The organism is Bacteroides salyersiae (assembly GCF_031172035.1).
In the GTDB taxonomy this organism is placed as follows: domain Bacteria; phylum Bacteroidota; class Bacteroidia; order Bacteroidales; family Bacteroidaceae; genus Bacteroides; species Bacteroides salyersiae.
The window spans coordinates 4,382,532-4,406,913 of record NZ_CP133452.1 but is presented as its reverse complement, the minus strand read 5'-3'; the positions used below and the strand labels follow the sequence as shown (position 1 = coordinate 4,406,913).

General features: G+C 39.2%; 23 protein-coding genes. 13 read left to right on the top strand and 10 right to left on the bottom strand.

The window, feature by feature from the left end:
* Nucleotide 1 precedes the first annotated feature (1 nt).
* Together RB604_RS16755 and RB604_RS16750 are read left to right on the top strand one after the other, a co-directional pair.
* Nucleotides 2-1,105: an ABC transporter permease gene (locus RB604_RS16755; RefSeq protein ID WP_005931268.1), complete on the top strand. Its 1,104-nt coding sequence runs from the start codon at nucleotides 2-4 to the stop codon at nucleotides 1,103-1,105.
* A gap of 125 nt (nucleotides 1,106-1,230) precedes the next feature.
* The gene (locus tag RB604_RS16750; protein WP_025819190.1) at nucleotides 1,231-2,403 is read left to right on the top strand and encodes an ABC transporter permease; all 1,173 of its coding nucleotides are present in this window, start codon (nucleotides 1,231-1,233) and stop codon (nucleotides 2,401-2,403) included.
* Nucleotides 2,404-2,600: 197 nt separating this feature from the next.
* On the opposite strand, the gene RB604_RS16745 is transcribed toward RB604_RS16750, so the two are convergent.
* The 6 genes from RB604_RS16745 to uvrB all read right to left on the bottom strand — a co-directional run bounded on the left by RB604_RS16745 (nucleotide 2,601) and on the right by uvrB (nucleotide 8,569).
* Nucleotides 2,601-3,029, bottom strand: coding sequence for an Hsp20/alpha crystallin family protein (locus RB604_RS16745; RefSeq protein ID WP_025819189.1), 429 nt, complete (start codon nucleotides 3,027-3,029; stop codon nucleotides 2,601-2,603).
* A 229-nt stretch (nucleotides 3,030-3,258) separates the two neighbouring features.
* The gene (locus RB604_RS16740) at nucleotides 3,259-3,729 is read right to left on the bottom strand and encodes an alanyl-tRNA editing protein (RefSeq protein WP_005931277.1); all 471 of its coding nucleotides are present in this window, start codon (nucleotides 3,727-3,729) and stop codon (nucleotides 3,259-3,261) included.
* A gap of 137 nt (nucleotides 3,730-3,866) precedes the next feature.
* Nucleotides 3,867-4,580, bottom strand: coding sequence for a hypothetical protein (locus tag RB604_RS16735; protein ID WP_005931283.1), 714 nt, complete (start codon nucleotides 4,578-4,580; stop codon nucleotides 3,867-3,869).
* A complete protein-coding gene (locus RB604_RS16730; RefSeq protein ID WP_007481277.1) occupies nucleotides 4,577-5,377 on the bottom strand; it encodes a hypothetical protein in 801 nt (266 codons plus the stop codon). The genes RB604_RS16735 and RB604_RS16730 overlap by 4 nt, the downstream gene beginning before the upstream one ends.
* A 357-nt stretch (nucleotides 5,378-5,734) precedes the next feature.
* Nucleotides 5,735-6,163: a hypothetical protein gene (locus tag RB604_RS16725; RefSeq protein ID WP_007481275.1), complete on the bottom strand. Its 429-nt coding sequence runs from the start codon at nucleotides 6,161-6,163 to the stop codon at nucleotides 5,735-5,737.
* 372 nt (nucleotides 6,164-6,535) lie between these two features.
* Nucleotides 6,536-8,569 carry an excinuclease ABC subunit UvrB gene (gene uvrB / locus RB604_RS16720; protein WP_005931294.1) on the bottom strand — a complete coding sequence of 678 codons (2,034 nt, stop codon included), beginning with the start codon at nucleotides 8,567-8,569 and terminating at the stop codon, nucleotides 6,536-6,538.
* Nucleotides 8,570-8,704: 135 nt separating this feature from the next.
* Between uvrB and RB604_RS16715 the strand changes: the two genes are divergently transcribed.
* The 7 genes from RB604_RS16715 (at nucleotide 8,705) to RB604_RS16685 (ending at nucleotide 13,974) form a co-directional block, all read left to right on the top strand.
* Nucleotides 8,705-10,003 (top strand): phenylacetate--CoA ligase family protein, encoded by a 1,299-nt coding sequence (locus RB604_RS16715; RefSeq protein ID WP_005931297.1) that lies wholly within the window; start codon nucleotides 8,705-8,707, stop codon nucleotides 10,001-10,003.
* A gap of 93 nt (nucleotides 10,004-10,096) precedes the next feature.
* Nucleotides 10,097-10,522, top strand: a complete 426-nt coding sequence (locus tag RB604_RS16710) for an ACT domain-containing protein (RefSeq protein ID WP_007481273.1) — start codon at nucleotides 10,097-10,099, stop codon at nucleotides 10,520-10,522.
* A gap of 302 nt (nucleotides 10,523-10,824) precedes the next feature.
* Nucleotides 10,825-11,628 (top strand): outer membrane protein assembly factor BamD, encoded by an 804-nt coding sequence (locus RB604_RS16705; protein WP_005931301.1) that lies wholly within the window; start codon nucleotides 10,825-10,827, stop codon nucleotides 11,626-11,628.
* 15 nt (nucleotides 11,629-11,643) lie between these two features.
* Nucleotides 11,644-11,979 (top strand): DNA-directed RNA polymerase subunit omega, encoded by a 336-nt coding sequence (locus tag RB604_RS16700; protein WP_005931304.1) that lies wholly within the window; start codon nucleotides 11,644-11,646, stop codon nucleotides 11,977-11,979.
* A gap of 152 nt (nucleotides 11,980-12,131) precedes the next feature.
* A complete protein-coding gene (locus tag RB604_RS16695; RefSeq protein ID WP_005931306.1) occupies nucleotides 12,132-12,578 on the top strand; it encodes a DUF4293 domain-containing protein in 447 nt (148 codons plus the stop codon).
* A 326-nt stretch (nucleotides 12,579-12,904) separates the two neighbouring features.
* Nucleotides 12,905-13,819, top strand: a complete 915-nt coding sequence (locus RB604_RS16690; RefSeq protein ID WP_005925328.1) for an IS1595 family transposase — start codon at nucleotides 12,905-12,907, stop codon at nucleotides 13,817-13,819.
* Nucleotides 13,816-13,974: a hypothetical protein gene (locus RB604_RS16685; protein ID WP_005925326.1), complete on the top strand. Its 159-nt coding sequence runs from the start codon at nucleotides 13,816-13,818 to the stop codon at nucleotides 13,972-13,974. The genes RB604_RS16690 and RB604_RS16685 overlap by 4 nt, the downstream gene beginning before the upstream one ends.
* Nucleotides 13,975-14,017: 43 nt before the next feature.
* Here RB604_RS16685 and RB604_RS16680 read toward each other — a convergent pair whose 3' ends face one another.
* The 4 genes from RB604_RS16680 to RB604_RS16665 all read right to left on the bottom strand — a co-directional run bounded on the left by RB604_RS16680 (nucleotide 14,018) and on the right by RB604_RS16665 (nucleotide 17,845).
* Nucleotides 14,018-14,275 carry a hypothetical protein gene (locus RB604_RS16680; RefSeq protein WP_005925324.1) on the bottom strand — a complete coding sequence of 86 codons (258 nt, stop codon included), beginning with the start codon at nucleotides 14,273-14,275 and terminating at the stop codon, nucleotides 14,018-14,020.
* Between the two features lie 523 nt (nucleotides 14,276-14,798).
* Nucleotides 14,799-15,203 (bottom strand): hypothetical protein, encoded by a 405-nt coding sequence (locus tag RB604_RS16675; RefSeq protein ID WP_005925320.1) that lies wholly within the window; start codon nucleotides 15,201-15,203, stop codon nucleotides 14,799-14,801.
* Nucleotides 15,204-15,348: 145 nt separating this feature from the next.
* Nucleotides 15,349-16,059, bottom strand: coding sequence for a porin family protein (locus RB604_RS16670; protein WP_007481270.1), 711 nt, complete (start codon nucleotides 16,057-16,059; stop codon nucleotides 15,349-15,351).
* Nucleotide 16,060: 1 nt separating this feature from the next.
* Nucleotides 16,061-17,845, bottom strand: a complete 1,785-nt coding sequence (locus tag RB604_RS16665) for a LysM peptidoglycan-binding domain-containing protein (protein ID WP_021936915.1) — start codon at nucleotides 17,843-17,845, stop codon at nucleotides 16,061-16,063.
* A 143-nt stretch (nucleotides 17,846-17,988) separates the two neighbouring features.
* On the opposite strand from RB604_RS16665, the gene RB604_RS16660 reads away from it, so the two are divergent.
* The 4 genes from RB604_RS16660 to RB604_RS16645 all read left to right on the top strand — a co-directional run bounded on the left by RB604_RS16660 (nucleotide 17,989) and on the right by RB604_RS16645 (nucleotide 24,346).
* On the top strand, nucleotides 17,989-18,681 hold the full coding sequence (locus RB604_RS16660) for a T9SS type B sorting domain-containing protein (RefSeq protein WP_005931312.1): 693 nt from the start codon (nucleotides 17,989-17,991) through the stop codon (nucleotides 18,679-18,681).
* Nucleotides 18,682-18,688: 7 nt separating this feature from the next.
* Nucleotides 18,689-21,514: an excinuclease ABC subunit UvrA gene (gene uvrA, locus RB604_RS16655; protein WP_005931314.1), complete on the top strand. Its 2,826-nt coding sequence runs from the start codon at nucleotides 18,689-18,691 to the stop codon at nucleotides 21,512-21,514.
* Between the two features lie 30 nt (nucleotides 21,515-21,544).
* On the top strand, nucleotides 21,545-23,452 hold the full coding sequence (locus tag RB604_RS16650) for a tetratricopeptide repeat-containing sensor histidine kinase (RefSeq protein WP_007481266.1): 1,908 nt from the start codon (nucleotides 21,545-21,547) through the stop codon (nucleotides 23,450-23,452).
* A gap of 237 nt (nucleotides 23,453-23,689) precedes the next feature.
* Entirely contained in the window at nucleotides 23,690-24,346 is a 657-nt protein-coding gene (locus RB604_RS16645; RefSeq protein WP_007481265.1) for a response regulator, read from the top strand.
* Nucleotides 24,347-24,382 lie beyond the last annotated feature (36 nt).

Genomic DNA, 24,382 nt, shown 5'->3' with positions numbered 1-24,382 from the left:
AATGAAACAGTTTATAGCTTTTGTCAGAAAAGAGTTTTTCCATATTTTTCGTGACCGGCGGACGATGTTGATCCTTTTGGGAATGCCTGTCGTTCAGATCATTCTCTTTGGTTTCGCCATATCTACCGAAGTGAAAAATGTGCGTGTAGCCGTACTCGATCCTAACAATGACGTAATGACGCGTCACATCGTCGACCGGATCAATGCCAGTGAATATTTTATGGTGACCCGGTTGCTTCATTCTCCACAGGAAGTGGAAAAGGCCTTTAGGGAGGGGGATACCGATCTTGCTATTGTATTCGGTACACAGTTTGCCGACAGGCTTTATGCCGGTGATGCCGAGATACAGCTTATTACCGATGCCACCGACCCTAATATGGCAACAACACAGGTAAATTATGCTACGGGTATTATCGCTTCCGTGCAACAGGAAATGATGCCTGCCGGCGTTTCTGTTCCTACGATCGTGCCGGATGTCAAGTTGCTCTATAATCCGCAGATGAAGAGTACTTATAACTTTGTTCCCGGTGTCATGGGGCTTATCCTGATGCTGATTTGTGCAATGATGACCTCTATATCCATTGTTCGTGAGAAGGAGACCGGAACAATGGAGATCTTGTTGGTTTCACCTGTCCGTCCGTTGTTTGTGATATTATCCAAAGCAGTACCTTATTTTGTATTGTCATTCATTAATCTGATCACGATCCTGTTGTTGTCGGTTTATGTGTTGCATGTGCCTGTGGCAGGTAGTCTGTTCTGGTTGATTGTCGTATCGCTGTTGTTTATATTCGTATCATTGGCATTGGGCTTGCTTATCTCTTCGGTAACACGGACACAGGTAGCTGCCATGTTGGCTTCGGGATTGATTTTGATGATGCCTACCATGATACTTTCCGGTATGATTTTCCCCATAGAAAGCATGCCGCTCGTATTGCAGGTGATATCCGATGTACTGCCTGCCCGTTGGTACATTCAGGCTGTGCGTAAGTTGATGATCGAGGGAGTGGATGTCGCATTTGTAGTGAAAGAGATTATTATTCTGGCATTTATGGCGATAGTACTGATTACGATTAGTTTCAAGAAGTTTAAAAACAGATTGGAATGATGGAATAATGTGCCAATTGGGCAATATGCCAATGTGCCAATTAGAGAAAATGAACATAATTAACCCATTAAAAGCGCCAGCCAATTGGCACATTGTCCCATTGGCATATTGGCACATTATTTACTATGATCAAGTTTCTTATTGAAAAAGAATTTAAGCAATTGATGCGTAATTCGTTTCTTCCGCGTCTTATCTTGCTCTTTCCTTGCATGATCATGATTTTTATGCCTTGGGCAATGAATCTTGAAGTGCGGAATATTTCTCTGAATATCGTAGATAATGATCATTCGGTGATTTCGCGCCGATTGGTTGATAAGATTGCCGCTTCCACTTACTTTCGCCTTACGGCTCTTCCGGATTCTTATGACGCGGCATTGAGAAATGTGGAGTCGGGTGATGCCGATGTTATCCTTGAAATTCCACATCATTTTGAAAGGAATTGTACCAGTGGAAACACTGCTCACGTATTGATTGCAGTGAATGCGGTTAATGGTACGAAAGGCGGATTGGGCAGTGCTTATCTCTCCAACATCATTCGTGATTATGCTTCCGAAGTAGTCTCTTCGTCTGCATTCTCTCCTGTAACGCTTTCTGTGCAAGCTGATGTATTGGGGGATGATACTGTCGTAGGGGGTATTCCGGCATCTTTTACTGCCGATTGCCGGTTATCTACTCTTAACTTGTATAATCCGAATCTGAACTATAAGCTTTTTATGGTACCGGCACTTATGGTAATGTTGCTTACTCTGATCTGTGGCTTTTTACCGGCCCTTAATATTGTAGGAGAGAAAGAAGCAGGAACTATTGAGCAGATAAATGTCACTCCGGTTGGTAAATTTACTTTTATTCTGGCAAAGCTGCTTCCATATTGGCTGATTGGTTTTGTTGTTCTTACTATTTGCTTTATTCTGGCATGGGTACTTTACGGCATTACTCCGGTAGGTCATTTTCTGATAATCTACTTTTTTGCGGTTTTGTTTGTATTGTCTATGTCCGGTTTGGGATTGGTTATTTCTAACCATTCTGCCACTATGCAGCAGTCCATGTTCGTTATGTGGTTTTGCATGTTAGTCCTTATTTTAATGAGTGGTTTGTTTACTCCCATCAGTAGTATGCCCGAGTGGGCACAAGTGATTACCGTATTCAATCCGTTGAAATACCTGATGCAGGTGATGCGTATGGTTTATTTGAAGGGTAGTGGCATGGCCGATTTGTTGCCGCAGTTGGGAGCCTTGCTTGCTTTTGCATTGGTGCTGAATATTTGGGCCGTAAAGAGTTTTAAGAAAGTCGAGGGATAGAGGTACGTTTTTTCGCTTTTTATAAAAAATCACCCGCGTCACAAATTATCTGAACTAACATTCCCAAAACGTTGTGTTCAACTTTGGGGGTACAGTTGGTCTGTGACGCGGGTGGATCTTATGAAAAAAGGGGAGTTTTATTATCCCCTTTTTACTGTTTATTCTATCGGTAAGATGATTCTTGTCCTTAGAACTTTTTATTTAATTTCAATCGTTCTCTCCGGTTTTTTTATCTCCTCTTCGCTAAGTTTGGGAAGATCAATAGTCAAAACACCGTTTTCAACCTGAGCAGCGATTTTTTCCTTGTCTACATTGTCCGGCAAGATCATGGTTTGTTGGAACTTGGAGTATGAGAACTCACGGCGCAGATAGCGACCGTCTTTTTTCTCTTCCTTGTTTTCAACTTTTTTCTCCATAGAAATCACGAGATTGTTATCTTCATCGATACGGATGTTGAAATCTTCCTTTGTCATACCCGGAGCAGCTACTTCCACTTTATATTCTTTTTCCGATTCAATTACATTGATGGCAGGTGCTGTGGCGTTTGCTTTTGCCATCCATTCGTTATCAAAGAAATCATTAAAGATACTTGGTAACCAGTTTTGAGTTCTTCTAACAGGCATCATAATTTTAGTCTCCTATCTTTAAGTTAAACATTCAATTCGTTTATAACTTCCGTTCCGTTTCCGGAACCGTCGTTCACTATCGATAGGGCAAAACATATGCCAAGCCATTTTTATTCCTATATTTGACTATTTGTCATAAAATAGATGCCAAATTTTCATTATTCATGCCAATTTGTTATCTCATTTTGTTTATTTTATAAAAAATAGATGGAATTTTGATGTTTTGATATTATTTTATCAACTTAAAGCGCATTCGCAATACTTTCCGCTCTTCGTTATAATCATAACTGATAATTTTGAAAGTACCTATTTCGGACGTGTTTTCTACATGTAGTCCGATACATGCACAGACATCATAGCCTCCGATGCGGACGATCCGTAATGTTTCACTTGCGTCTTCCGGCAGTTTGCTGAGGTCGACAATATCTTTGGCTTCCTGTTGTGACATAAATTCAATGCTTACAGGCAGATGTAAACGGATAACCTCATTCACCTTCTCCTCGATGGCCTGTATCTGTTCTTTGTTCGGACAGCTTGCTAATTCATAATCACATTTACTTTTCTTTTTTTCGATGTGGGCATTGCGTGAACGCGGGCAACCGAAGGTTTTCACCATAGTAGCATTCAGAATATGTTCTACTGTATGCATGGGCGCGATTGACACATCCTGAAACTTGGGGGCTGCTTGATTTATTTCCATAATAGATAAGTTTTTATTTTTAAATATAAGGACAAAAGTACATATTTGATTTCATTTTTCTGTTAAACTCACTTGTATACATCATAAGAGGGCATTTCTGTTTGTTATGCTTGTCGGGTTTAACTGACTCTTCCATATTATTTTAGTTTTTTGTAGAAATACGAAATAAGTTTTTCCAGCATATTCTTCTTGGATGGATTTGAAATAGGCATATTTTCATTAAGATCATGGCTTTTGCCTGTTTCGTGTTCTTGAATAGGAGTATTAATCCATTGTTTAAGGTAATTTAGTGTGTATTTATACCAATCTTCTTTTGTTAAAGCTACATCATTCCAATACCATTGGGTACCGTAGCTTTTTAGTTCTCCTATGGCATTTGATAACAGATAAAAGTCGCATAAGATACTATTGTATTCAGTGTCTATGTATAGTTGTTCCAACTTGAACAATACTTCCGAGATCTTTTCTTTATTTGGTGATTGAACAGCCTGTTTTATAAGGTAGGTGCTATATATTATGAAAACCCGGTCAGTGATATTAATCTTGTTTAGGTGTAGCTCTTCAAATATTTTATTTGTTAGGGCAGTGAATTCAAATGGATTACAATGAATATCTTCTCCTGCCAATATAATTAGGTTTTCGGTTTCGTATCCTGCCTGAAGCATTTCGATTGCCCAGTTTATCCATTGAATGTTTATGTTGGAATTTTGCTGTTTATAGAACAGAATTTCAGCAGTCATAGGGACTTTTTGTAGTAAGTCGTTTAGGGTTGCTTCGGTCTCACTTGTATACATAGGCGGATGCTTTTGCTTATTGGGGTCGTTGTGTTCCGGTTGTCGTTCGGTAATCATGATTTGTTGTTCTTTACTTTATTTCTAACTTTTATTATTTCAAATATAGCATTTATTACTAAAACACAGGTGAAAGATGCTACGATGAGAATGGATATAATGCTATTCGAGAAAAGTTTATATATCATCCAGTAAAAGCCGATAAAGAAAACAATGATAAAAATGAAATAGACAATAGAAGCATATTTGTTACGACATATTTGTTCCAGCCTTTTTCGAAATGAAGATTTTTGTTCCCATTTATTGTAGATTTTGCTATCCGGCTTTTTAAGCCATTCATCAAAATATGCTCTTACATACTCTTCCTTATTTTTTAGATCCATGCCTTTCCACAGAGATTGTTCTCCTTCTTCTCTCAGCTCTGTGTAGGCCACATAGAGTACATGGAAATCATATAATAAATAATAATAAGTATTCAGAAACAGCTGATTGAGTTGAGATAATATTTCATATACCTCTTTATTGAGTGTCAATCCCTGCTTTAAGATATAGATGCCATAGTATTTATAGATTGTGAAAGTATCATCCAAGTCGATATTTAGTTCATCAAAGATGACATTGATAAGTCCAATTGATTTTATTTGATCATCTGTCTTTTTATGACTCAAAGCAATGATGTGTGCGTTAATATAGCCTGCTTTCAAAAGCTCGGATGCCCATTCGAACCATTCGGTAGTAATTTCCAGATCCGCATATTTGGTTGATACCATATAGTATGCGATAGCGGCTGTTGATGGTACTTTCTCGAAAATTTGATTAGAGGGTATGTTATCCTCTGTTGTATCTATATTACGCATTGCTTAATTGCTCTGTTATTAAATATGGAATATGACTCTATTCAAATATATCAAGGTTCGTGACATTCTTGAATATGAATTTAAGGTGCTTATCCACTTCTCATTGTCGCTGTTTGTCTTTTTAGAAATGATTGCAGTTTTCTGCTTTGCTTTAAACATTGATTTTCATGTTATAAGCATATTCTTCAGCACTGTTTTTGGCTTTTTGGCGATTGGTTTTGCTACATATGATATATATATTGGCACAACGGCCTATTTCATACATCAGCAATCGTTCCAAATAATACTTTCTTGCACTTTCCTTTGTAAATTCGAAGAACCAATCTTCGTGTTCCTTTTGAGGAGTTGATGCATAGCCTAGCCTTTATACCATGTTAATTGTCGATTTGTTGGTTTCTTTTTACCTATCATCAACTTGTTGTTTTTAGAGAAGGGGTACAATATAATAACATAGACTCCGCTGCCAACTATAAACTCTCTTTGGTCATGATTATTATATGGATTTTTTTTTCTTAGCCATATATGTGTCAAAGGAGCGACGTCTTCGGTGGGTAGCTGTTCTAGCACGCTTTTTATATCGTCTACCGTTATTGGGAAATAAAAATCTTTGGATGGATTTTCTTGCATGTAAATAGGACATTCGTCCAATGGGGAGGGGCACTGTAATGAATGTAACTTTCTCAAAATATTGTCTTTCAGTTTTACCCGCATCCGTCCTCCTTTGAGGTCACCGAAGGTTCGGCTTTTTTTCCATGCGGTTTGCTTTTTACTTTGGAGGTGTCTCATGGTATTGCATTTTTAGAAAGAATATGTGTATGACAAATATAGGATCATTCTATGAAGAAAGCAAACGAATGTGAGAAAAGTTAAGATTGCAAAGCTGGCTTTTGAAGATGATAGTGGTGAATAGGTATTTTGAAGCAGCGTAAAAATATGTCCCGGAACTCTTTGATTTTTTTGTGGAGGAAGTAAACGTCTGAAAATAAAAAAAGGAGCAACGCCTTGCTCCAACCTTTGTTAACCTTAAATCTAATACTATGAAAAACACAGTGCAAAGATACGGCCTTTGGGGATATCTGCAAATTTTTCGACTTTAAAACTATGTTTTATAACATTGATTAAGATTTGTATTTCTGAAATTAAGTTCTATTGAGAAAATTATCCCCATTTTTCCTTCATCAGATCTTCTAACTTCAGCAATTCGTCGCGATATTGTGCCGCTTCGATGAACTCCAGTTTCTTAGCAGCTTCTTGCATAAGTTTTCGTGTGCGTTCAATACTTTTTTGCATTTGCGCTTTTGTCATGTATTGAACAACAGGGTCAGCTGCTATATTTGGACTTAATGGCTCTACATAGGCACGTTGTTCTTTTAGCATGGTTTCTGTCTCAGTATTGTTTCCACCGAATACGGAAAGATTACGGGCCTTCTTTATCTGCTGTGGAGTGATACCGTGTGCTTCATTGTAAGCTAATTGTTTTTCGCGTCTGCGATTGGTTTCATTAATGGTAAGCTGCATGCTTTCCGTTATTTTGTCGGCATACATGATGACTTTTCCATTTACATTTCGGGCAGCACGCCCGGCGGTTTGTGTCAATGAACGGTGCGAGCGGAGGAACCCCTCTTTGTCCGCATCGAGAATGGCAACAAGTGATACTTCGGGAAGATCTAACCCTTCACGCAACAGATTTACGCCGATAAGCACATCATATATTCCTTGACGTAGATCATCCATGATTTTTACCCGTTCAAGCGTATCGACGTCGCTATGGATATAGTTACAGCGCACATTGTTGTTTAGCAGGTATTCCGTCAGTTCTTCTGCCATCCGTTTGGTCAGAGTAGTGACAAGCGTGCGCTCTTCTTTTTCAATGCGTATCTGAATTTCTTCCATCAGATCATCGATTTGGTTAAGACTTGGACGTACCTCGATAATCGGATCGAGCAGACCGGTAGGACGTATCACTTGTTCTACAATGATGCCTTCTGAATGGATAAGCTCGTAATCGGCAGGAGTGGCACTTACGTATATTACTTGCTTGGCCATCTCTTCAAATTCTTCGAATTTTAACGGACGGTTATCCATCGCTGCGGGTAGACGGAAACCGTATTCTACCAAGTTTATTTTTCGTGCACGGTCGCCTCCATACATGGCACGTATTTGTGGAACACTCACATGGCTTTCGTCTATTACGATAAGAAAGTCATCGGGGAAGAAATCCAACAGGCAATAGGGACGTGTGCCAGCGGCGCGCCCATCGAAATAACGAGAATAATTTTCGATGCCGGAACAGTGTCCCAATTCACGGATCATTTCCATATCGTAGGTCACACGCTCATATAGTCGTTTGGCTTCGTATTCTTTTCCGATGGATTCAAAATAGGCGACCTGCTTGGTGAGATCCTCTTCTATTTCGTGAATAGCCCGTAAGGTTGCTTCTTTGGTGGTCATAAAAAGGTTGGCGGGGTATATTTTGTATGCCTCGAAAGGAGCGGTAGTAACACCGGTAATCGGGTCCACTTCTTCTATTCCGTCAATTTCATCTCCCCAAAAAGTAACCCGTAGGATGTTATCGGAATAGGCCAGATAGATATCCACCGTATCTCCTTTGACACGGAAATTACCTCGGTTTAAATCCAGGTCGTTACGTACATATAGGCTGTCGACGAGACGGCGCAGAAAGACGTTGCGATCCATCATACGCCCGCGCTCTATTTCTATTACGTTATTATAGAAATCCGAAGGGTTCCCCATACCATAGATACAAGAGACGGATGAAACCACTACCACATCTTTTCGTCCCGAAAGTAGAGAAGAAGTGGCGGCAAGGCGCAGTTTGTCTATTTCATCATTGATGGCAAGATCTTTTTCGATATACGTATCGGAACTGGGAAGATAGGCTTCCGGTTGGTAATAGTCATAATAAGATACGTAGTATTCAACGGCATTGTTTGGGAAAAATCCTTTGAACTCACTGTATAGTTGGGCTGCCAATGTCTTATTATGGCTCAATATCAGTGTGGGTTTATTGATATTGGCTATGACATTGGCAATCGTAAAAGTCTTTCCGGAGCCTGTAACTCCCAGCAGAGTTTGGCCCGGTAGTCCTTGTTTCACCCCTTCGGTGAGCTGTGCAATGGCTTCAGGTTGATCGCCTGTAGGTTTATAAGCGGATGTTAATTCAAAATTCATGTTCTGTTTTAAAAAGGAAGGCAATATTCGGGAAAATAGTTGAGATAAACAAGTCTTTTTTTCAAATAAATCCTTTACTTTGCAACAGTTTATTATAAAAAACAGAATAATACAAATAGAAATACAGCGAAAAACATGATTTGGAATGAAAGTATCGAATGCATGGACCGGGAGAGCCTTCGCAAGATTCAAAGTATACGGCTCAGGAAAATAGTAGAGCACGTTTATCACAACACACCTTTTTACCGGAAGAAAATGCAGGAGTTAGGCATTACTCCTGACGATATCAATAGTATTGACGATATAGGAAAACTGCCTTTTACTACAAAGTATGATTTACGGGATAATTATCCATTTGGACTTTGTGCCGTGCCGATGAGTCAGATTGTACGTATTCACGCCTCTTCGGGAACTACCGGAAAACCGACGGTGGTGGGGTATACTCGTAAAGATTTGTCTACGTGGTCGGAATGTTTGTCGCGTGCTTTTACAGCTTATGGAGCGGATAGTTCGGATATTTTTCAAATATCTTATGGTTACGGACTCTTTACCGGTGGGCTTGGTGCTCATGCGGGGGCTGAAAATATTGGGGCGTCCGTCATTCCTATGTCAAGCGGAAATACGGAAAAACAAATAACGTTGATGCATGATTTCGGTTCGACTATGCTGTGTTGCACTCCATCTTATGCGCTTTATCTGGCTGATGCTATTAAAGATTCCGGTTTACCTCGTGAAGAGTTTAAATTGAAAGCCGGTGCTTTTGGAGCCGAACCTTGGACGGAGAATATGCGTCGTGAAATAGAGGAGAAGTTGGGCATTAAAGCTTATGATATATACGGGTTGAGTGAAATAGCCGGTCCGGGTGTCGGATATGAGTGTGAATGCCAGCATGGTACACATTTGAACGAGGATCATTATTTCCCTGAAATCATCGATCCTCATACGCTGCAACCCGTTAAACCCGGACAGACAGGAGAGCTTGTCTTTACACATCTTACGAAAGAAGGAATGCCTTTATTGCGCTATCGTACTAAAGATCTTACTGCTTTACATTATGATACATGTTCTTGTGGACGAACGCTGGTGCGTATGGATCGTATTTTAGGACGTAGTGATGATATGCTGATTATTCGTGGCGTAAATGTATTCCCCACTCAGATTGAGTCCGTCATTCTTGAAATGCCGGAATTCGAGCCGCATTATCTGTTAACTATTGATCGTCAGAACAATACTGATACGATGGAGCTGAAAGTGGAAGTGCGTGAAGATTGTTATTCGGATGAGATTAACAAGATGCTCGCATTAAAGAAGAAGTTGACTTCTCGTTTACAAAGTGTGTTAGGGTTAGGTGTGAATGTAAAGCTGGTTGAACCACGTAGTATTGAACGCAGTGTGGGAAAAGCAAAGAGAGTAATTGATAACAGAAAACTTTAATTTGATTACAGATGTGTGAGTTGCAAACGATCAAATGTGTTTATTTTGCATGATTGGCAACTTTGTTATTTGTAAATCGTAACTTCAAATATTATGGTAGCAAAACAACTTTCTATCTTTTTGGAAAATAAGTCCGGCCGTTTGACGGAAGTGACTGAGGTACTGGCGAAAGAGAATATTAATCTTTCTGCTCTATGTATTGCCGAAAATGCTGATTTTGGTATTTTGCGTGGTATTGTGTCCGATCCCGATAGAGCTTATAAGGCTTTGAAAGAAAATCATTTTGCAGTTAATGTGACAGATGTAGTAGGGATTAGTTGCCCGAATGTGGCCGGGGCATTGGCTAAGGTGCTGAGATATCTGTCTGATGAAGGGGTATTTATTGAATATATGTATTCGTTTGCCAACAATCAAACAGCTAATGTTGTGATCCGTCCCAACGATATGGAAAACTGTATCCGTGTATTGACGGAGAAAAAGGTAGATTTATTGGCAGCGAGCGATTTGTATAAGCTGTGATTTTAATAGATGAATAGATGAGTAGTAAGTAGTCAAGTAGTTAAGTAGTAAGTAGCTGATAGTTCTTGTTGGATAATTGTGGAGTGGAAATTTAGTTTTGTAGTTATTGATAGGGGAATTGGACTATCATAACTCATAAGGAGTCTAATCATTTGCTATTGACTAACTTACTGCTACTTGACTACTTACTACTAACCTACTTATCTGCTTACCACCTCCCAACTCCTATTTTATATTAAAAAACATTGATTAATTGGTTAATTCGGTACGATTCTGTAACTTTGCGCATTATTTGAAATAGAATGAAGAAAAATATCGTTATAACTCTGCTTGTAGCTGCTACGCTTTCCTCGTGTGGAGAGTATAATAAATTGCTGAAAAGTACTGATTACGAATACAAGTATGAGGCAGCTAAAAACTACTTTGCCAAAGGGCAGTATGGGCGTTCGGCTACATTGTTGAACGAGTTGATTACCATTCTGAAAGGTACGGATAAAGCGGAGGAATCCCTTTACATGTTGGGTATGAGTTATTATAATCAAAAAGACTACTCTACCGCAGCCCAGACGTTTATAACTTATACAAATACTTATCCGCGTGGTACATTTGCCGAATTGGCCAGTTATCATGCCGGTAAAGCTTTATTTTTAGATACGCCGGAAGCACGGTTGGATCAGTCGGGTACTTATACGGCTATTCAGCAATTACAGACATTCCTTGAATATTATCCGGCAAGTTCTAAAAAGCAGGAAGCACAAGACATGGTTTTTGCTCTTCAGGATAAACTTGTGTTGAAAGAGTTTATGTCAGCTAAGTTATACTATAATTTGGGTAATTATATGGGGAATAATTATGAGTCGTGTGTAATCACTGCTCAGAATGCACTGAAAGATTATCCTTATACTGACTATCGCGAAGATCTTTCCATTCTTATTCTTCGGGCTAAATACGAAATGGCGGTTAATAGTATAGAAGAAAAAAAGATAGACCGTTACCGTGAAACGATTGATGAATACTATGCTTTTAAGAATGAGTTTCCGGAAAGTAAATATTTGAGAGAAGCTGAGAAGATATTTAATGCATCAACCAAAGTAATAAAAGATTAAATTATAAATAGATTTATGGATTACAAAAAAACGAATGCTCCGTCTAATACTGTAACGCGTGACATGATGGAACTGTGCGCAGATACAGGTAATGTTTATGAGACTGTGGCTATCATTGGTAAGCGTGCCAATCAGATTAGTGTGGAAATCAAAAATGACCTTTCTAAGAAGTTGGCAGAGTTTGCTTCTTATAATGATAATTTGGAAGAGGTTTTTGAAAACCGGGAGCAGATTGAGATTTCCCGTTATTATGAGAAATTGCCGAAACCGACATTGATTGCTACTCAAGAGTATATCGAAGGTAAAATTTATTATAGAAATCCGGCTAAAGAGAAAGAAAAATTGCAGTAAAGGAAAACTGTAAATAAGGAATAGATAAGAATAAAATAGTCAGGTAGTAAGTAGGAATTATATTCTTATTATTACTTGGCTATTTTTTTAGTCACTAATTTTTTATTGACTATCGACCGTCTGACTACTAACTTCTAATTACTAAAATAATTATGATTCAACGAATTCAGAGTGTTTATTTACTGCTTGTTACCGGTTTGTTGATAGCAAGTATGTGTTTGCCTGTGGGCTCTATAATCGACTTTAACGGAGCAGCGAATGTGTTTAAACCGTTAGGACTTATGATAGGTGAGACGTTTCAGTCTACATGGGGACTTTTTGGGATATTGATGTTGGCTGCTATTATTGCATTTGCCACTATTTTCTTGTTTAAGAATCGTATTTTGCAGATTCGTATGGTTATATTCAATAGTCTTTTACTGGTAGGATATTATCTGGCTTTTTTAGCTTTCTACTTTGTGCTTCGTAGTGACGATACATCTTTTCAGTTCCATTGGGCATTGTGCTTTCCATTGATAGCTATTATACTGAATTATCTTGCTATGCGTGCAATTGGCCGTGATGAGGCTATGATACATGCGGCTGACAGATTACGGTAAAATAAACGGTAAGTTACGTGTATTTATAGTTTTTTAGTTTTATTTGAAAATACAGAAAGTCCGCCATATCTCTTAGAGATAACAGCGGACTTTCTGTATTAGGGAATTATATACTTTATAACCTATAATTCATAATTGAGTAACCTTGGGAATTTTCTTGAGGTTATTTTTTTGCATTTAGCGCGTGTCTATTCTAAATTACATTTCTTTGTAAATCAGCAAACTATCTTGTTTTTACATCTAAAAAAGCCGCCTTATTTAGACAGTTGCACCAACAACCAAAAAATCACCAAAGTTAATCACACCAAACCAGTTTAAGTTTGGGTATGAATACTTTTGAATTCAAATCTTTATTCGATTTATTACAAGCGTTTCCTACGGAACAATCTTGTATTGAATATTTAGAATTATGTAGATGGAAGAATGGCATAGTTTCTCCCTATGACCCAGCATCTAAGGTATATAACTATGGCGGCGGAAAATACCGTTGTAAGAATACAGGATTGAACTTCAATGTCAAAACGGGTACGGTATTTCAAAAGAGCAAAGTGCCATTGATAAAGTGGTTTGTGGCGATATGGTTTGAAACGTCTCATAAGAAAGGAATATCTTCCATACAACTGTCGAAAGACATTTCAGTAACTCAGAAAACGGCTTGGCATATGTTACATCGTATTCGGGAATGCTTCTATTGTGAGAACGATCATAAGTTAGATGGCGGAGTAGAACTGGACGAAACGTTCGTTGGTGGCAAGAATAAAAATAGGCATGCTAACAAAAAGATAAAGAACTCTCAAGGAAGAAGTTTCAAAGATAAGACTCCAGTGCTGGGAATGCTCGAAAGGGGTGGCAAAGTGGTATGTAGGGTAATAAATGATACTTCCAAAAGGAGTCTTACCGTACCTATTCTCAGAACTGTAAAACGCTCCGCAAGGTTATATACCGATGAATGGTGTGGTTATGACACGATAGGTAGAATCTATGTTCGCAATATTGTAGACCACGGTAAAGGACAGTATGTTGATGGTGACTCTTATACTAATAGTATTGAAAGTTTTTGGGCTACGGTAAAAAGAAGCATAATTGGCATCTATCATAAAACGAGTCGTAAACACCTACATAGATATATGAATGAATATGTATTTCGTTACAATACCCGTAAAATGAATGAAACGGAACGATTTAATTTGTTACTTTGCAACGTAGAATATCATATCACTTACAAATCATTGACGGAATGAATAAAAAGAAAGAATTGACAGTAAACGATATGAAGCGAATATCGAATACTGACGAAAATCCCAAAAGAGTGCATAAGAAACCGACTTCTTTTGAGGAAGCCGTAAGCTTGATGATAAATTATCGTCCTAAGAAGAACAATAAAGGCAGGAAATAAAAAAAATCCTGCCCTCATTACGTAATATTTTCTTTCCCAATTGTTATAATGATAAAATAATCAATAACGAAAACGGTATAAGTAAGATAAGCCACATCACTGTAACGAGCGTGTCACTTTCATATTCTTCTTTGTTTAATTTCTCAGAGCATGCTAATACAATCAATCCTATAATACCCCAAAAACAAGACACAAAGAACCAATTCACAGGATTGCGATTTTTTCGGGATGCTAATGCAGCCGCCGCAATAGCAATTCCCAACGCAAACAAAAGACCAATTAAAATTACTAATACTTCCATAGGCGATTTTTTCGAGTTTTCTCTACGGGCAGACTATAAGAGAAGTTAACAATGTTATTTATAGAAAGTGGACTGCCACCCGTGTAAACCCGAAAGCATCGCCAAACGCTTGTACAAACACACAGATGAGCAGCCCACTTAATATGAGCTGTTCTCTGTGCCCCGTTTGTACTTTGATTGAATTGGCGATTCTTAGAGTTGTGAGGCACTTTCTAATTATTTCCATAAATTATCCCGCAGGACGTTGCAAATATACGGAAAAATTTGTATCTTTGCAAGGAATCAAGGCAGTAAGTTATGACACAGATATGTCCAAAATGTAAAGGAACAAAATTTGTTCTACAAAATATAGATATTGATAATTGTAATTATCCATTCGTTTCTATACAGTGTAAAACTTGTGGAAACTCAATGGGTGTAACTACTTTTGAAAATGTACCTAATTCCATACAAAAACTTGGTTATTTGTTAGAGGAAAGAATAAATGATTTAGAAAAACAGATTAACGAACTGAAGAGTAGGCTCAATCGCTAACTTTGATATTAGCCACTTGGTCTAATAGACACCCTTTCTTTTGAGTTCCATCGCACGTTGTATCTTTACAACTTCCGCCTTTATAACCACATTTCTTTTGATTAACAGCGGGTTTTTCAATCGTTCTATAATCGGGTATTCCTGCGGACTTACTTTTCAAAGAAAGTCCGTTTAATATTTTGCGTATACAAACAATACTTAGTTTTCCACACAATTCCGGATATTTTAAAGCACGTTGCTTTAAATAATGCAATCTCAAAATAGGCTTTTCTTTATCCGCGTACGCAAATTCTTCTTCAAACATAAAAGTCCGGTTTCGTTCGCCTGTCACAATAATGGTAGCATCATTACTGCCATCATCTAAAATTTTGATTTTAATTATGGTTTCATTCATATCTGTAAAAGTTTCTATTAATAACTTTGTAAAAAAATAACCTCAAGAAAATTCCCAAGGTTACTCAATTATGAATTATAGGTTATAAAGTATATAATTCCCCTGTATTATATATAAATTCTTTTGGACTTCTTCTTTGTGTCAGCTATTTGGTTATATCAAACAAATAGGTAAGTTTTATCGATATAGTGTTATGGGCAGCGCGGGAAAAATCATCTTTCTTTCTGGTCTTATAAAAATCGGCTAACCCGAAATAGTATCTGCCTTCTAACAGGAAATTGCCGGCTCTTTTGGTTCTGATCTCGAGTCCGCCACCACCTGCAATTCCATAGTCGAATTTATTTTCTATCTTTTTTCCGTATTCTGGTCTTATGGCTATTTGCTCAGCAGTCCAGCCGTCTGCTTTTTCCGATTCGTTGATTAGGAAAGCTACCTGTGGCCCCAAATTGATAAAAAACTGTACGCCCCTGTCTTTGCCAAAAGCCAAATGAGCAAGAAATGGAATTTCTAAATATGTCATCTCCCGGCTATAACTACGGCTTAAATCTTTTTGTCCGTCAGCTGTTTCAAATAGGGCTTCCCAACCACGCTGTGATATGTTTAATTCAACTTGCGCACCACAGATCATTGCAAAATATTTTTCGGAAATATAACGTCCTGTCAGACCGGCTGTGATGCCCATAGGCATGTTTTGTTTGATCTTTGGTTCGAAAGTCACTTTATTGAGGTTAACGCCACCGTTGACGCCAATAGAGAAATTATGTCGCAATTCGCCTATTTGTGCCATTGACGGAAGGGCAATGCCTGACAATAATAATATGATAACTGCTATTATTGATTTTTTTTTATTAATCATTTTATTCAAAATCAAGTTTTACTAATTCAAAATTCTTGGTAAAACGGACGAAGAATACTTTCTTATTAATGAAACCGCCCCAGTTGTTAACTCTTTGGAATTTAAACCCGGTTTGTATAGGAGTCAAATCCATTTTAGGCAGATTTTTTTCCAGTTCGGAGCCGTATTTAGCCAGTCCCTTCAAGAAGAAAAAACCGGTATCAAACCCAAGCATACCGTACTGCGGATAGTTTACGGTCATGTCTTTACTGTACCATTTATGGTAAGAGTTGATAAAGTTGATAGCTGCTGGAAGCATATTGTTCGTGTAGAATGAGGAATAAAAATAAGTGTCCAGTTCAAAGAAACTGTCTAAATGGTTTTTGGTATAAGTTTGCCATTCGGGATAGCCGAAAAGGTGAATGTTGACGTCCGGGTTTTCCCTTACCAGCATGGTTAATTGGGGGATGATTTTGATAAGTGTCACATCACTGCCGGAAGTGGGAATAAAGATATTCTCTTTATCATTTCGGAGAACCTCTTTCATGTTTTGTGCCGTTGCTGATTCGGACAGCGTTTTAACGGAGATTCCTTTGTTGCTTAATTCCTGTTTCAACCCTTTGATAAATTCGGTTTTATCTTTTTCTACTGCCGTAGCTTCCAATATTATTATATTGGCGTCTGGAAATTGGCGTGTAAAATGTTCGTATACTTCAGAGTACAGATAAGACTGTGGAGTATTGATTTGATAAATAAAGGGGTTGTTGAATACCTCCTCTTCTTTGGAAGAGAAAGGGATAACCATGCGGATATCGTGTTTTTTGGCAAAGGTTGCCAGCGTTTTCACATGTTGTGATTGTGATGGTCCGAAAATGATATTCATGTTTTTCATTTCCTCCTTGGCGAGGATTGTGTTCAGTGAAGCCTTGTCGTCTCCACAGTTATAAACATAAAGATCGACAGAAGTGCCTGTACGTTTCAGGCTATCCACGGCGATAAGAAATCCTTCGTAGTATTCGATCATCCGTTTGTCCTGCAAAAAAGGAAGTAAGATCGCTGCTTTTACAGTACTTATTTTTTCCGGAGTTTCTTTATTGGCAAGGAATAATTCTCTATCGGTAGGGGGAATGGGGTTTCTGTTTCCTGGCGATGTCACCGGCTTTTCCGATGGATAAGGAATACATAAGAATTGTCCCTTTTTCATTCCTTGTTTTAATTCCGGATTGGCGTTGATAAGTTCTTGTTCACTGATTCCGTATTCACGGCTGACACTAAAGATCGTTTCACGACGCTTTACTTTGTGCATCTCTTTGCATCTGGACTGAACAGGGCCTTGAATCGTATTGGTTGTTTTCTCTGTGTCTGCATTATTTGGCTCTTGTGAGTCGGCAGTTGCTTGTGCGGCTTCTTCGGCAGAAGGAATACGGATCACTTGACCGATGCGAAAGTTTTCCGCACTCAGTCCGGGGTTGGCTTCACAAATAGCCTTAGCCGATATATTGTATACAATTGTCAGTTTGTATAAAGTCTCTCCAGCTTGGATTGTATGGAATATTTCGCTTTGTTGGGCAGTTTTCTTTTGAGGAATTTTGATCGTTTGACCTGCGTATATTTTTTCATCACATCCGGGGTTTAATCTGATGATGTCGGCTTGGCTTACTCCATACATACTGGATATGGAATATAGACTTTGTCCCTTTTCAATAGTGTGAAGGAAGTAGGATTGATTCTCTTGAGCATAAAGGCTCATACAAGAGATACTTATAAAAAACAGAAAAAAGAGTATACGACTGATTATCGGTTTCATCAATTTTTAAACTATTGGTTCTTAAAATCAGGCAACAAAGGTACGAATTCTGCTATATATCTGCCTAATAATTGCGTTAAGAAAATAATATTGTGTTTCTTTAATACCATAATTCGAGCGGAAACATTAATTTTGCAGATGTTATGTCACTACGTATATTATCTTATATCGTGCTATTATGCATCGCCCTTCCTTTCTCAGAAAGCAAGGCGCAGATCAGCTTGAATCCTGTAGGCATAGTGCTGAAGGAGAATGGAGTTGAACCGGAAGAGACCAAAACGCTTGAAGCGGGTGGAGAAACCTACCAGGGAGCTGCCCCGCTTGAAATTCGCTTTATGGCTAATATAGAGTCACCTTCTGCTACATTGCGTTATGAATGGAATTTTGCATACGATGCAGAATTTACGGATAATTACCTGCCACCGCGTTATGATGAAGAGACCACTGTACCCTTTGATACTTCAGGAACATTTTATGTCCGGTTGCAGGTGAGTGATACGAGTGTGGAGGACGGTCCGACTTCGACTTCGGACATTTTTGTAATCCAGGTACCCGAATCGGAGCTGAAGATTCCGAATGCTTTCTCACCCAACGGAGACGGTATTAATGACATTTTTAAGGTGAAGCATAATTCATTGGTCAGTTTCAATGCGGTAGTGTTTAATCGCTGGGGACAAAAAATGTATCAGTGGGGATTTCCGGATATTGATAAAGGATGGGATGGGACATCGAATGGGCATCAGGTTCCTGCCGGTGTCTATTTCATTGTCATAGAAGCCCGTGGATCGGATGGAGTAGTGTACAAACATAAAGGAGATATAAATATACTTAGGTAAAAAGAATATGCAGGAAACAGAATATATAAATGTATACGGTGCGCGTGTACATAATTTGAAAGATATTGATGCTGAAATTCCCCGTAACAGTATGACGGTGATTACCGGACTGAGCGGAAGTGGTAAATCCTCGTTAGCATTTGATACGATATTTGCCGAAGGACAGCGACGGTATATTGAAACATTTTCGGCTTATGCCCGTAACTTCTTGGGTAACTTGGAACGCCCTGATGTAGATAAAATCACCGGATTAAGTCCGGTAATTTCCATAGAACAGAAAACAACGAATAAAAATCCCCGATCTACGGTGGGAACGACAACGGAGATATATGATTACCTCCGTTTGCTTTATGCCCGCGCGGGAACAGCTTATTCTTATCTTTCGGGAGAAGAGATGGTGAAGTATACTGAAGAACAAATACTCGATCTTATTCTGAAAGATTATAAGGGAAAGAAGATTTATATGCTGGCACCGTTGGTTCGTTCACGCAAAGGACATTATAAGGAATTATTCGAACAGGTGCGTAAGAAGGGATATCTATATGTACGTGTAGATGGAGAGGTGCGCGAAGTGACGCACGGCATGAAACTGGATCGTTACAAAAATCATGATATCGAAGTAGTGATCGATAAGATGGTGGTAACTGATAAAGATGACAAACGTTTGAAACAAAGTGTTGCCACTGCTATGAGGCAAGGAGATGGTTTATTACTGATTCTGGATGTGGCGACTGAAAGTATCCGTCATTATAGTAAGCGGCTGATGTGTCCTGTTACCGGATTGTCTTATCGGGAACCGGCGCCGCACAACTTTTCGTTTAATTCTCCGCAAGGAGCCTGTCCGAAGTGTAAAGGGCTCGGAGTAGTAAGCCAGATTGATGTGGACAAGGTAGTTCCCGATCGAAGTATGTCTATCTATGAGGGTGCTATCGCCCCATTGGGCAAGTATAAGAATGCGATGATATTCTGGCAGATAGGAGCATTGCTTGAAAAGTATGAGGCTACGTTGAAGACTCCTGTTAAGGATTTGCCGGATGATGCCATTGATGAAATCTTATATGGTTCGGATGAAAGAATCAAAATAAAAAGTTCTCTGATCGGAACTTCTTCCGATTATTTTGTGACTTATGAAGGCGTGGTTAAATATATTCAGATGCTGCAGGAGAAAGATGCTTCGGCCACTGCCCAGAAATGGGCGGAGCAGTTTGCACGTACTACCGTTTGTCCGGAATGTAAGGGAGCACGATTGAATAAAGAAGCATTGCATTTCCGCATTCACGATAAGAATATCAATGAACTCTCCAATATGGATATCAACGAGCTTTATGACTGGTTGATGAAAGTAGATGAATTCTTGTCGGATAAACAAAAGAAAATCGCTGCTGAAATATTAAAAGAAATACGTACGCGCCTGAAGTTTTTGTTGGATGTAGGACTCGATTATCTGGCGTTGAACCGTAGTTCGGTAAGTTTATCGGGAGGGGAAAGTCAGCGTATACGTTTGGCTACGCAGATAGGTTCGCAGTTGGTGAATGTACTTTATATTCTTGATGAACCGAGTATCGGGCTCCATCAGCGGGACAATCTGCGACTCATCAATTCGTTAAAGGAATTGCGCGATATGGGGAATTCTGTTATTGTGGTCGAACATGATAAAGATATGATGCTTGCAGCCGACTATGTGATCGATATGGGGCCGAAGGCCGGCCGGTTGGGAGGTGAAGTCGTGTTTGCCGGTACACCGCAGGAAATGTTGCAAACCAATACGCTGACTTCCCAATACCTCAACGGGCAACAAAGGATTGAGATTCCTGCCAAGCGCCGTCCCGGTAACGGTAAGTCGTTATGGCTTCGCGGGGCGAAAGGGAACAATCTGAAAAATGTCGATGTGGAGTTTCCATTGGGTAAGTTGATTTGTGTAACCGGTGTCTCCGGCAGTGGTAAATCCACTTTGATTAATGAGACCTTGCAACCGATTCTTTCACAAAAGTTCTATCGGTCTTTGCAGGATCCGTTGGAATACGATTCTATCGAAGGGTTGGAGAATATAGATAAAGTGGTGAACGTAGACCAGTCACCATTGGGCCGTACCCCGCGTTCCAATCCGGCAACGTATACCGGTGTCTTTTCTGATATTCGTAATCTTTTTGTCGGCTTACCTGAAGCGAAGATACGCGGTTATAAACCCGGCCGTTTCTCTTTTAATGTATCCGGCGGGCGTTGTGAGGCATGTTCCGGAAATGGCTATAAGACGATTGAAATGAATTTTCTGCCGGATGTGTATGTACCTTGCGAAGTATGTCATGGTAAGCGTTATAACCGTGAAACCTTAGAAGTACGTTTTAAAGGAAAATCCATTGCTGATGTGCTCGATATGACGATCAACCGTGCTGTGGAGTTCTTTGAAAACGTGCCGCAGATTCTGAATAAAATCAAGGTGATACAGGATGTCGGACTGGGATATATAAAGTTAGGACAATCGTCAACAACCCTTTCCGGTGGTGAAAGCCAGCGTGTGAAATTGGCTACCGAGCTCTCGAAACGCGATACGGGCAAAACCCTTTATATTCTTGACGAACCCACTACCGGGTTGCATTTTGAAGATATCCGCGTACTGATGAATGTGCTGAATAAACTGGTAGACAAGGGAAATACGGTTATTGTGATTGAACATAATTTGGATGTAATCAAAATGGCTGATTATATTATCGATATGGGACCGGATGGGGGTAAAGGCGGCGGTGAGTTATTGAGCTTCGGTACTCCGGAGGAAGTTGCGAAGAGTAAGAAAGGATATACTCCGAAGTTTCTTCGCGAGGAACTGGCCCTTTGATCGGATTCCCAAAGAACACATACCCTGAAGATGAAGAATTATTTATTTGTTTTATCGTTATTATTGGTTTGTTTTCCGGTATCTGCCAACGATGATGCCTTGTTGGACAGTCTGCGTTTGAACTTGGAAACGGCTGAGGGAAAAACAGGGAATGCCTTGGCCGAAGCCTATTCGGATTTGGGGGATTATTACATGTATAAGCAGCCCGATTCGGCTTATTATTATTTTCAGAAAGGCATAGATCATCTTCACAATCATACCGATTTCTGTTATTCCGGATTGTTGAGTAATATGGCTACCTATTATTACTCTATAGGGGATATAGATAAGGCACTTTCTTCTTATCTTTTTGCTTTGCAAGAGGCCGTGAGATTAGGGCATGATGAGATTTCCACTTTAGTATCTTCGTCACTCGGAGTGATTTATCGTAGAAAGGAAATGCCGGATTCTGCTCTTTATTATTATAATAGAGCGCTGGAGTTTGCGGAACATCAGAATGACTTTGCAACTATTGCCAATTTATACACTAATATTGCGGTGTTGTATAGTGCTACTTCCCGTTTGTCGGAGGCGATTCCTTATGCAGAAAAGGCAGTAGGATTTTCTCTGAAAGGAAATGATCCTGTTCAGACGGTGTATAGCTACTCTGTTTATGGTTCTTTGCTGATAAAGAATAAGGAGTGGGAAAAAGCTTCGCAGATATTGAGAAGCGGGGTGGCGGAGTCGAAAAAGATGCAGTCATCACAACTTGTAGTGAAGTGTATTACTCCTTTGCTGTCTGTCTTTGATTGTTTGGGGCAGGCCGATTCTGTAAAATATTACATGGATATAGCAGAGAAAGAACTTCCTGAGTTATCTCCCAATGCGATAGAAGTACTCGGGTTTTATGAAGTAAAAGGAGAACTGTTTAACAGATACGGGCAATATCGTGAGAGTTTGGAAGTTCTGAAAAAGATCGAAAATCTGCGCGGAAAGAATCTGCATACACCGCTCGATCTGCTTTATTTCCGGTTTGCAAGCAATTATTATGGCTTGAAGGATTTTACTTCTGCATATGTGTATATGAAAAAGGCTTATCTGGCAAAAGATTCCCTGTTTGCCGGTGAGGTGCAAAAGCAATTGTCTGACATGACTGTAAAATATCAGACGAAAGAGAAAGAACTTGAGATAGCGCAATTAAAGCAGATTCAAACCGAGCAGCATGCTCTGATGGTAAAAAGAATTTTTTATCTTGTATTTTTCTTATTGGTCCTGATTGCAGCGTTTCTCGTTTTGCTGTATAAGAAAAAGGCTTTGGAGAAAGAGACTGATCTTCGTCTGGCACGTCAGTATATCGATGGATTGGAGAGCGAACGGAAGCGTCTGGCAAAAGAACTTCATGACGGAGTATGTAATGACCTGTTGGGCATACAATATTACATGCAGACATCGGATGCCATAGGGAAAGAAGCACAGCAGAAGCTTTTTCCTATGATTGAGCAGACTCGTACGGATGTTCGTTTCATTTCGCACGAATTGATGCCTCCTGCTCTTCAATATGCCAATTTGAATGTGATGTTGGAGGATTATGTCGAGCGGCTCGGCAATGTACACCAGCTTATTCACTTTCATTATTTTTCTTTGCCGGAGCAAGCAAATTGGGAACTTGTTTCCAGTCAAAAAGCATATGAACTTTATCGTATCGTGCAAGAAGTGTTAGGCAATTCTTTGTCTCACAGCAAAGCTACTGAAATTGAAATAATCTTATCGATGATCGCAGAGGAGAGGAAGATTGTATTGACAGTTTCTGATAATGGTAAGGGGGCATCGGTTTCACTTGCCAGTGGTAACGGTATCGGATTGCGAACGGTGGAAGATCGTGTAAAATGCATTGATGGTGTTTATTCGTTGACTTCAGATGCTAAGGGAACTTCTTTTATTGTAGAAACGGGGATTTAGAGCTTGTTTAAATTTTGCTTAAAATAAACTGATCGATATTTTTAAGAGCAAAATTAAAACATTGGGACTTAATGAAAGGATATAAGAAAGAATGTATCAATCGCTTTTCAATGTCATAGTGCAGTCAATTGGTACATTGGCATATTATTCATTCTTTCGCTGATTTTTCACGGTTTTCCGTGAAGTGTGTTTTTACTAATATTCATTACTTTGCAGATGAATAACGAAGGACAGTAAATGAGTGAAACCAAGAAAAGCATATTATTGGTCGATGATCATGATTTAATTCTTCAAGGCATTAAATACATTGTCGATCAGATACCGGAAATAAATCAACTTTGTACAGCTTCTTCTGCAGAAGAAGCTTGTCGGTGTATTTCCAGCCAGCCTTTTGATCTTTATATCTTAGATGTCGAACTTCCGGATGCGTCCGGATTCGAGTTGATCGACCGCATCCGTGAAAAGCATCCGGAAGCCCGCATTATAATCAATACCATGCATGATGAAATGTGGAACATCAGCCGCCTGCTTCAGATGAAAGTATCTTCCGTTATCCTTAAATCTTCCAATATACAGGAAGTAAAACAGGCGATCCTTACTGTATTATCCGGTAAACAATATTTTTGTGATCACTTTGAGTCTTTATGCCGTAAACTTAAAAATACGGATACCGGAATATTTCCGAATGATGTGCTCACTACTCGGGAGATGGATGTATTGCAGGCTATTGCCGATGGGTTGAATACTAATGAGATAGCTGAATTGTTACATCTGTCGGATAACACGATTGAATCTCACCGCAAGCGGCTGATGCTGAAATTGAATGCTCGTAATGCAGTGGATCTGGTGATGAAAGCCATTTCCAAAGGCATTATTTCTCTGAAGAAACGCTAAATATTATATTCTGTATTATACACTAAAATTACATGA

Bases quoted from the DNA above. Each gene is read 5' to 3' on its own strand.
- RB604_RS16755 (WP_005931268.1), top strand. From the start codon at position 2: ATGAAACAGTTTATAGCTTTTGTCAGAAAAGAGTTTTTCCATATTTTT.
- RB604_RS16750 (WP_025819190.1), top strand. From the start codon at position 1,231: ATGATCAAGTTTCTTATTGAAAAAGAATTTAAGCAATTGATGCGTAAT.
- RB604_RS16745 (WP_025819189.1), bottom strand. From the start codon at position 3,029: ATGATGCCTGTTAGAAGAACTCAAAACTGGTTACCAAGTATCTTTAAT.
- RB604_RS16740 (WP_005931277.1), bottom strand. From the start codon at position 3,729: ATGGAAATAAATCAAGCAGCCCCCAAGTTTCAGGATGTGTCAATCGCG.
- RB604_RS16735 (WP_005931283.1), bottom strand. From the start codon at position 4,580: ATGATTACCGAACGACAACCGGAACACAACGACCCCAATAAGCAAAAG.
- RB604_RS16730 (WP_007481277.1), bottom strand. From the start codon at position 5,377: ATGCGTAATATAGATACAACAGAGGATAACATACCCTCTAATCAAATT.
- RB604_RS16725 (WP_007481275.1), bottom strand. From the start codon at position 6,163: ATGAGACACCTCCAAAGTAAAAAGCAAACCGCATGGAAAAAAAGCCGA.
- uvrB (WP_005931294.1), bottom strand. From the start codon at position 8,569: ATGAATTTTGAATTAACATCCGCTTATAAACCTACAGGCGATCAACCT.
- RB604_RS16715 (WP_005931297.1), top strand. From the start codon at position 8,705: ATGATTTGGAATGAAAGTATCGAATGCATGGACCGGGAGAGCCTTCGC.
- RB604_RS16710 (WP_007481273.1), top strand. From the start codon at position 10,097: ATGGTAGCAAAACAACTTTCTATCTTTTTGGAAAATAAGTCCGGCCGT.
- RB604_RS16705 (WP_005931301.1), top strand. From the start codon at position 10,825: ATGAAGAAAAATATCGTTATAACTCTGCTTGTAGCTGCTACGCTTTCC.
- RB604_RS16700 (WP_005931304.1), top strand. From the start codon at position 11,644: ATGGATTACAAAAAAACGAATGCTCCGTCTAATACTGTAACGCGTGAC.
- RB604_RS16695 (WP_005931306.1), top strand. From the start codon at position 12,132: ATGATTCAACGAATTCAGAGTGTTTATTTACTGCTTGTTACCGGTTTG.
- RB604_RS16690 (WP_005925328.1), top strand. From the start codon at position 12,905: ATGAATACTTTTGAATTCAAATCTTTATTCGATTTATTACAAGCGTTT.
- RB604_RS16685 (WP_005925326.1), top strand. From the start codon at position 13,816: ATGAATAAAAAGAAAGAATTGACAGTAAACGATATGAAGCGAATATCG.
- RB604_RS16680 (WP_005925324.1), bottom strand. From the start codon at position 14,275: ATGGAAGTATTAGTAATTTTAATTGGTCTTTTGTTTGCGTTGGGAATT.
- RB604_RS16675 (WP_005925320.1), bottom strand. From the start codon at position 15,203: ATGAATGAAACCATAATTAAAATCAAAATTTTAGATGATGGCAGTAAT.
- RB604_RS16670 (WP_007481270.1), bottom strand. From the start codon at position 16,059: ATGATTAATAAAAAAAAATCAATAATAGCAGTTATCATATTATTATTG.
- RB604_RS16665 (WP_021936915.1), bottom strand. From the start codon at position 17,845: ATGAAACCGATAATCAGTCGTATACTCTTTTTTCTGTTTTTTATAAGT.
- RB604_RS16660 (WP_005931312.1), top strand. From the start codon at position 17,989: ATGTCACTACGTATATTATCTTATATCGTGCTATTATGCATCGCCCTT.
- uvrA (WP_005931314.1), top strand. From the start codon at position 18,689: ATGCAGGAAACAGAATATATAAATGTATACGGTGCGCGTGTACATAAT.
- RB604_RS16650 (WP_007481266.1), top strand. From the start codon at position 21,545: ATGAAGAATTATTTATTTGTTTTATCGTTATTATTGGTTTGTTTTCCG.
- RB604_RS16645 (WP_007481265.1), top strand. From the start codon at position 23,690: ATGAGTGAAACCAAGAAAAGCATATTATTGGTCGATGATCATGATTTA.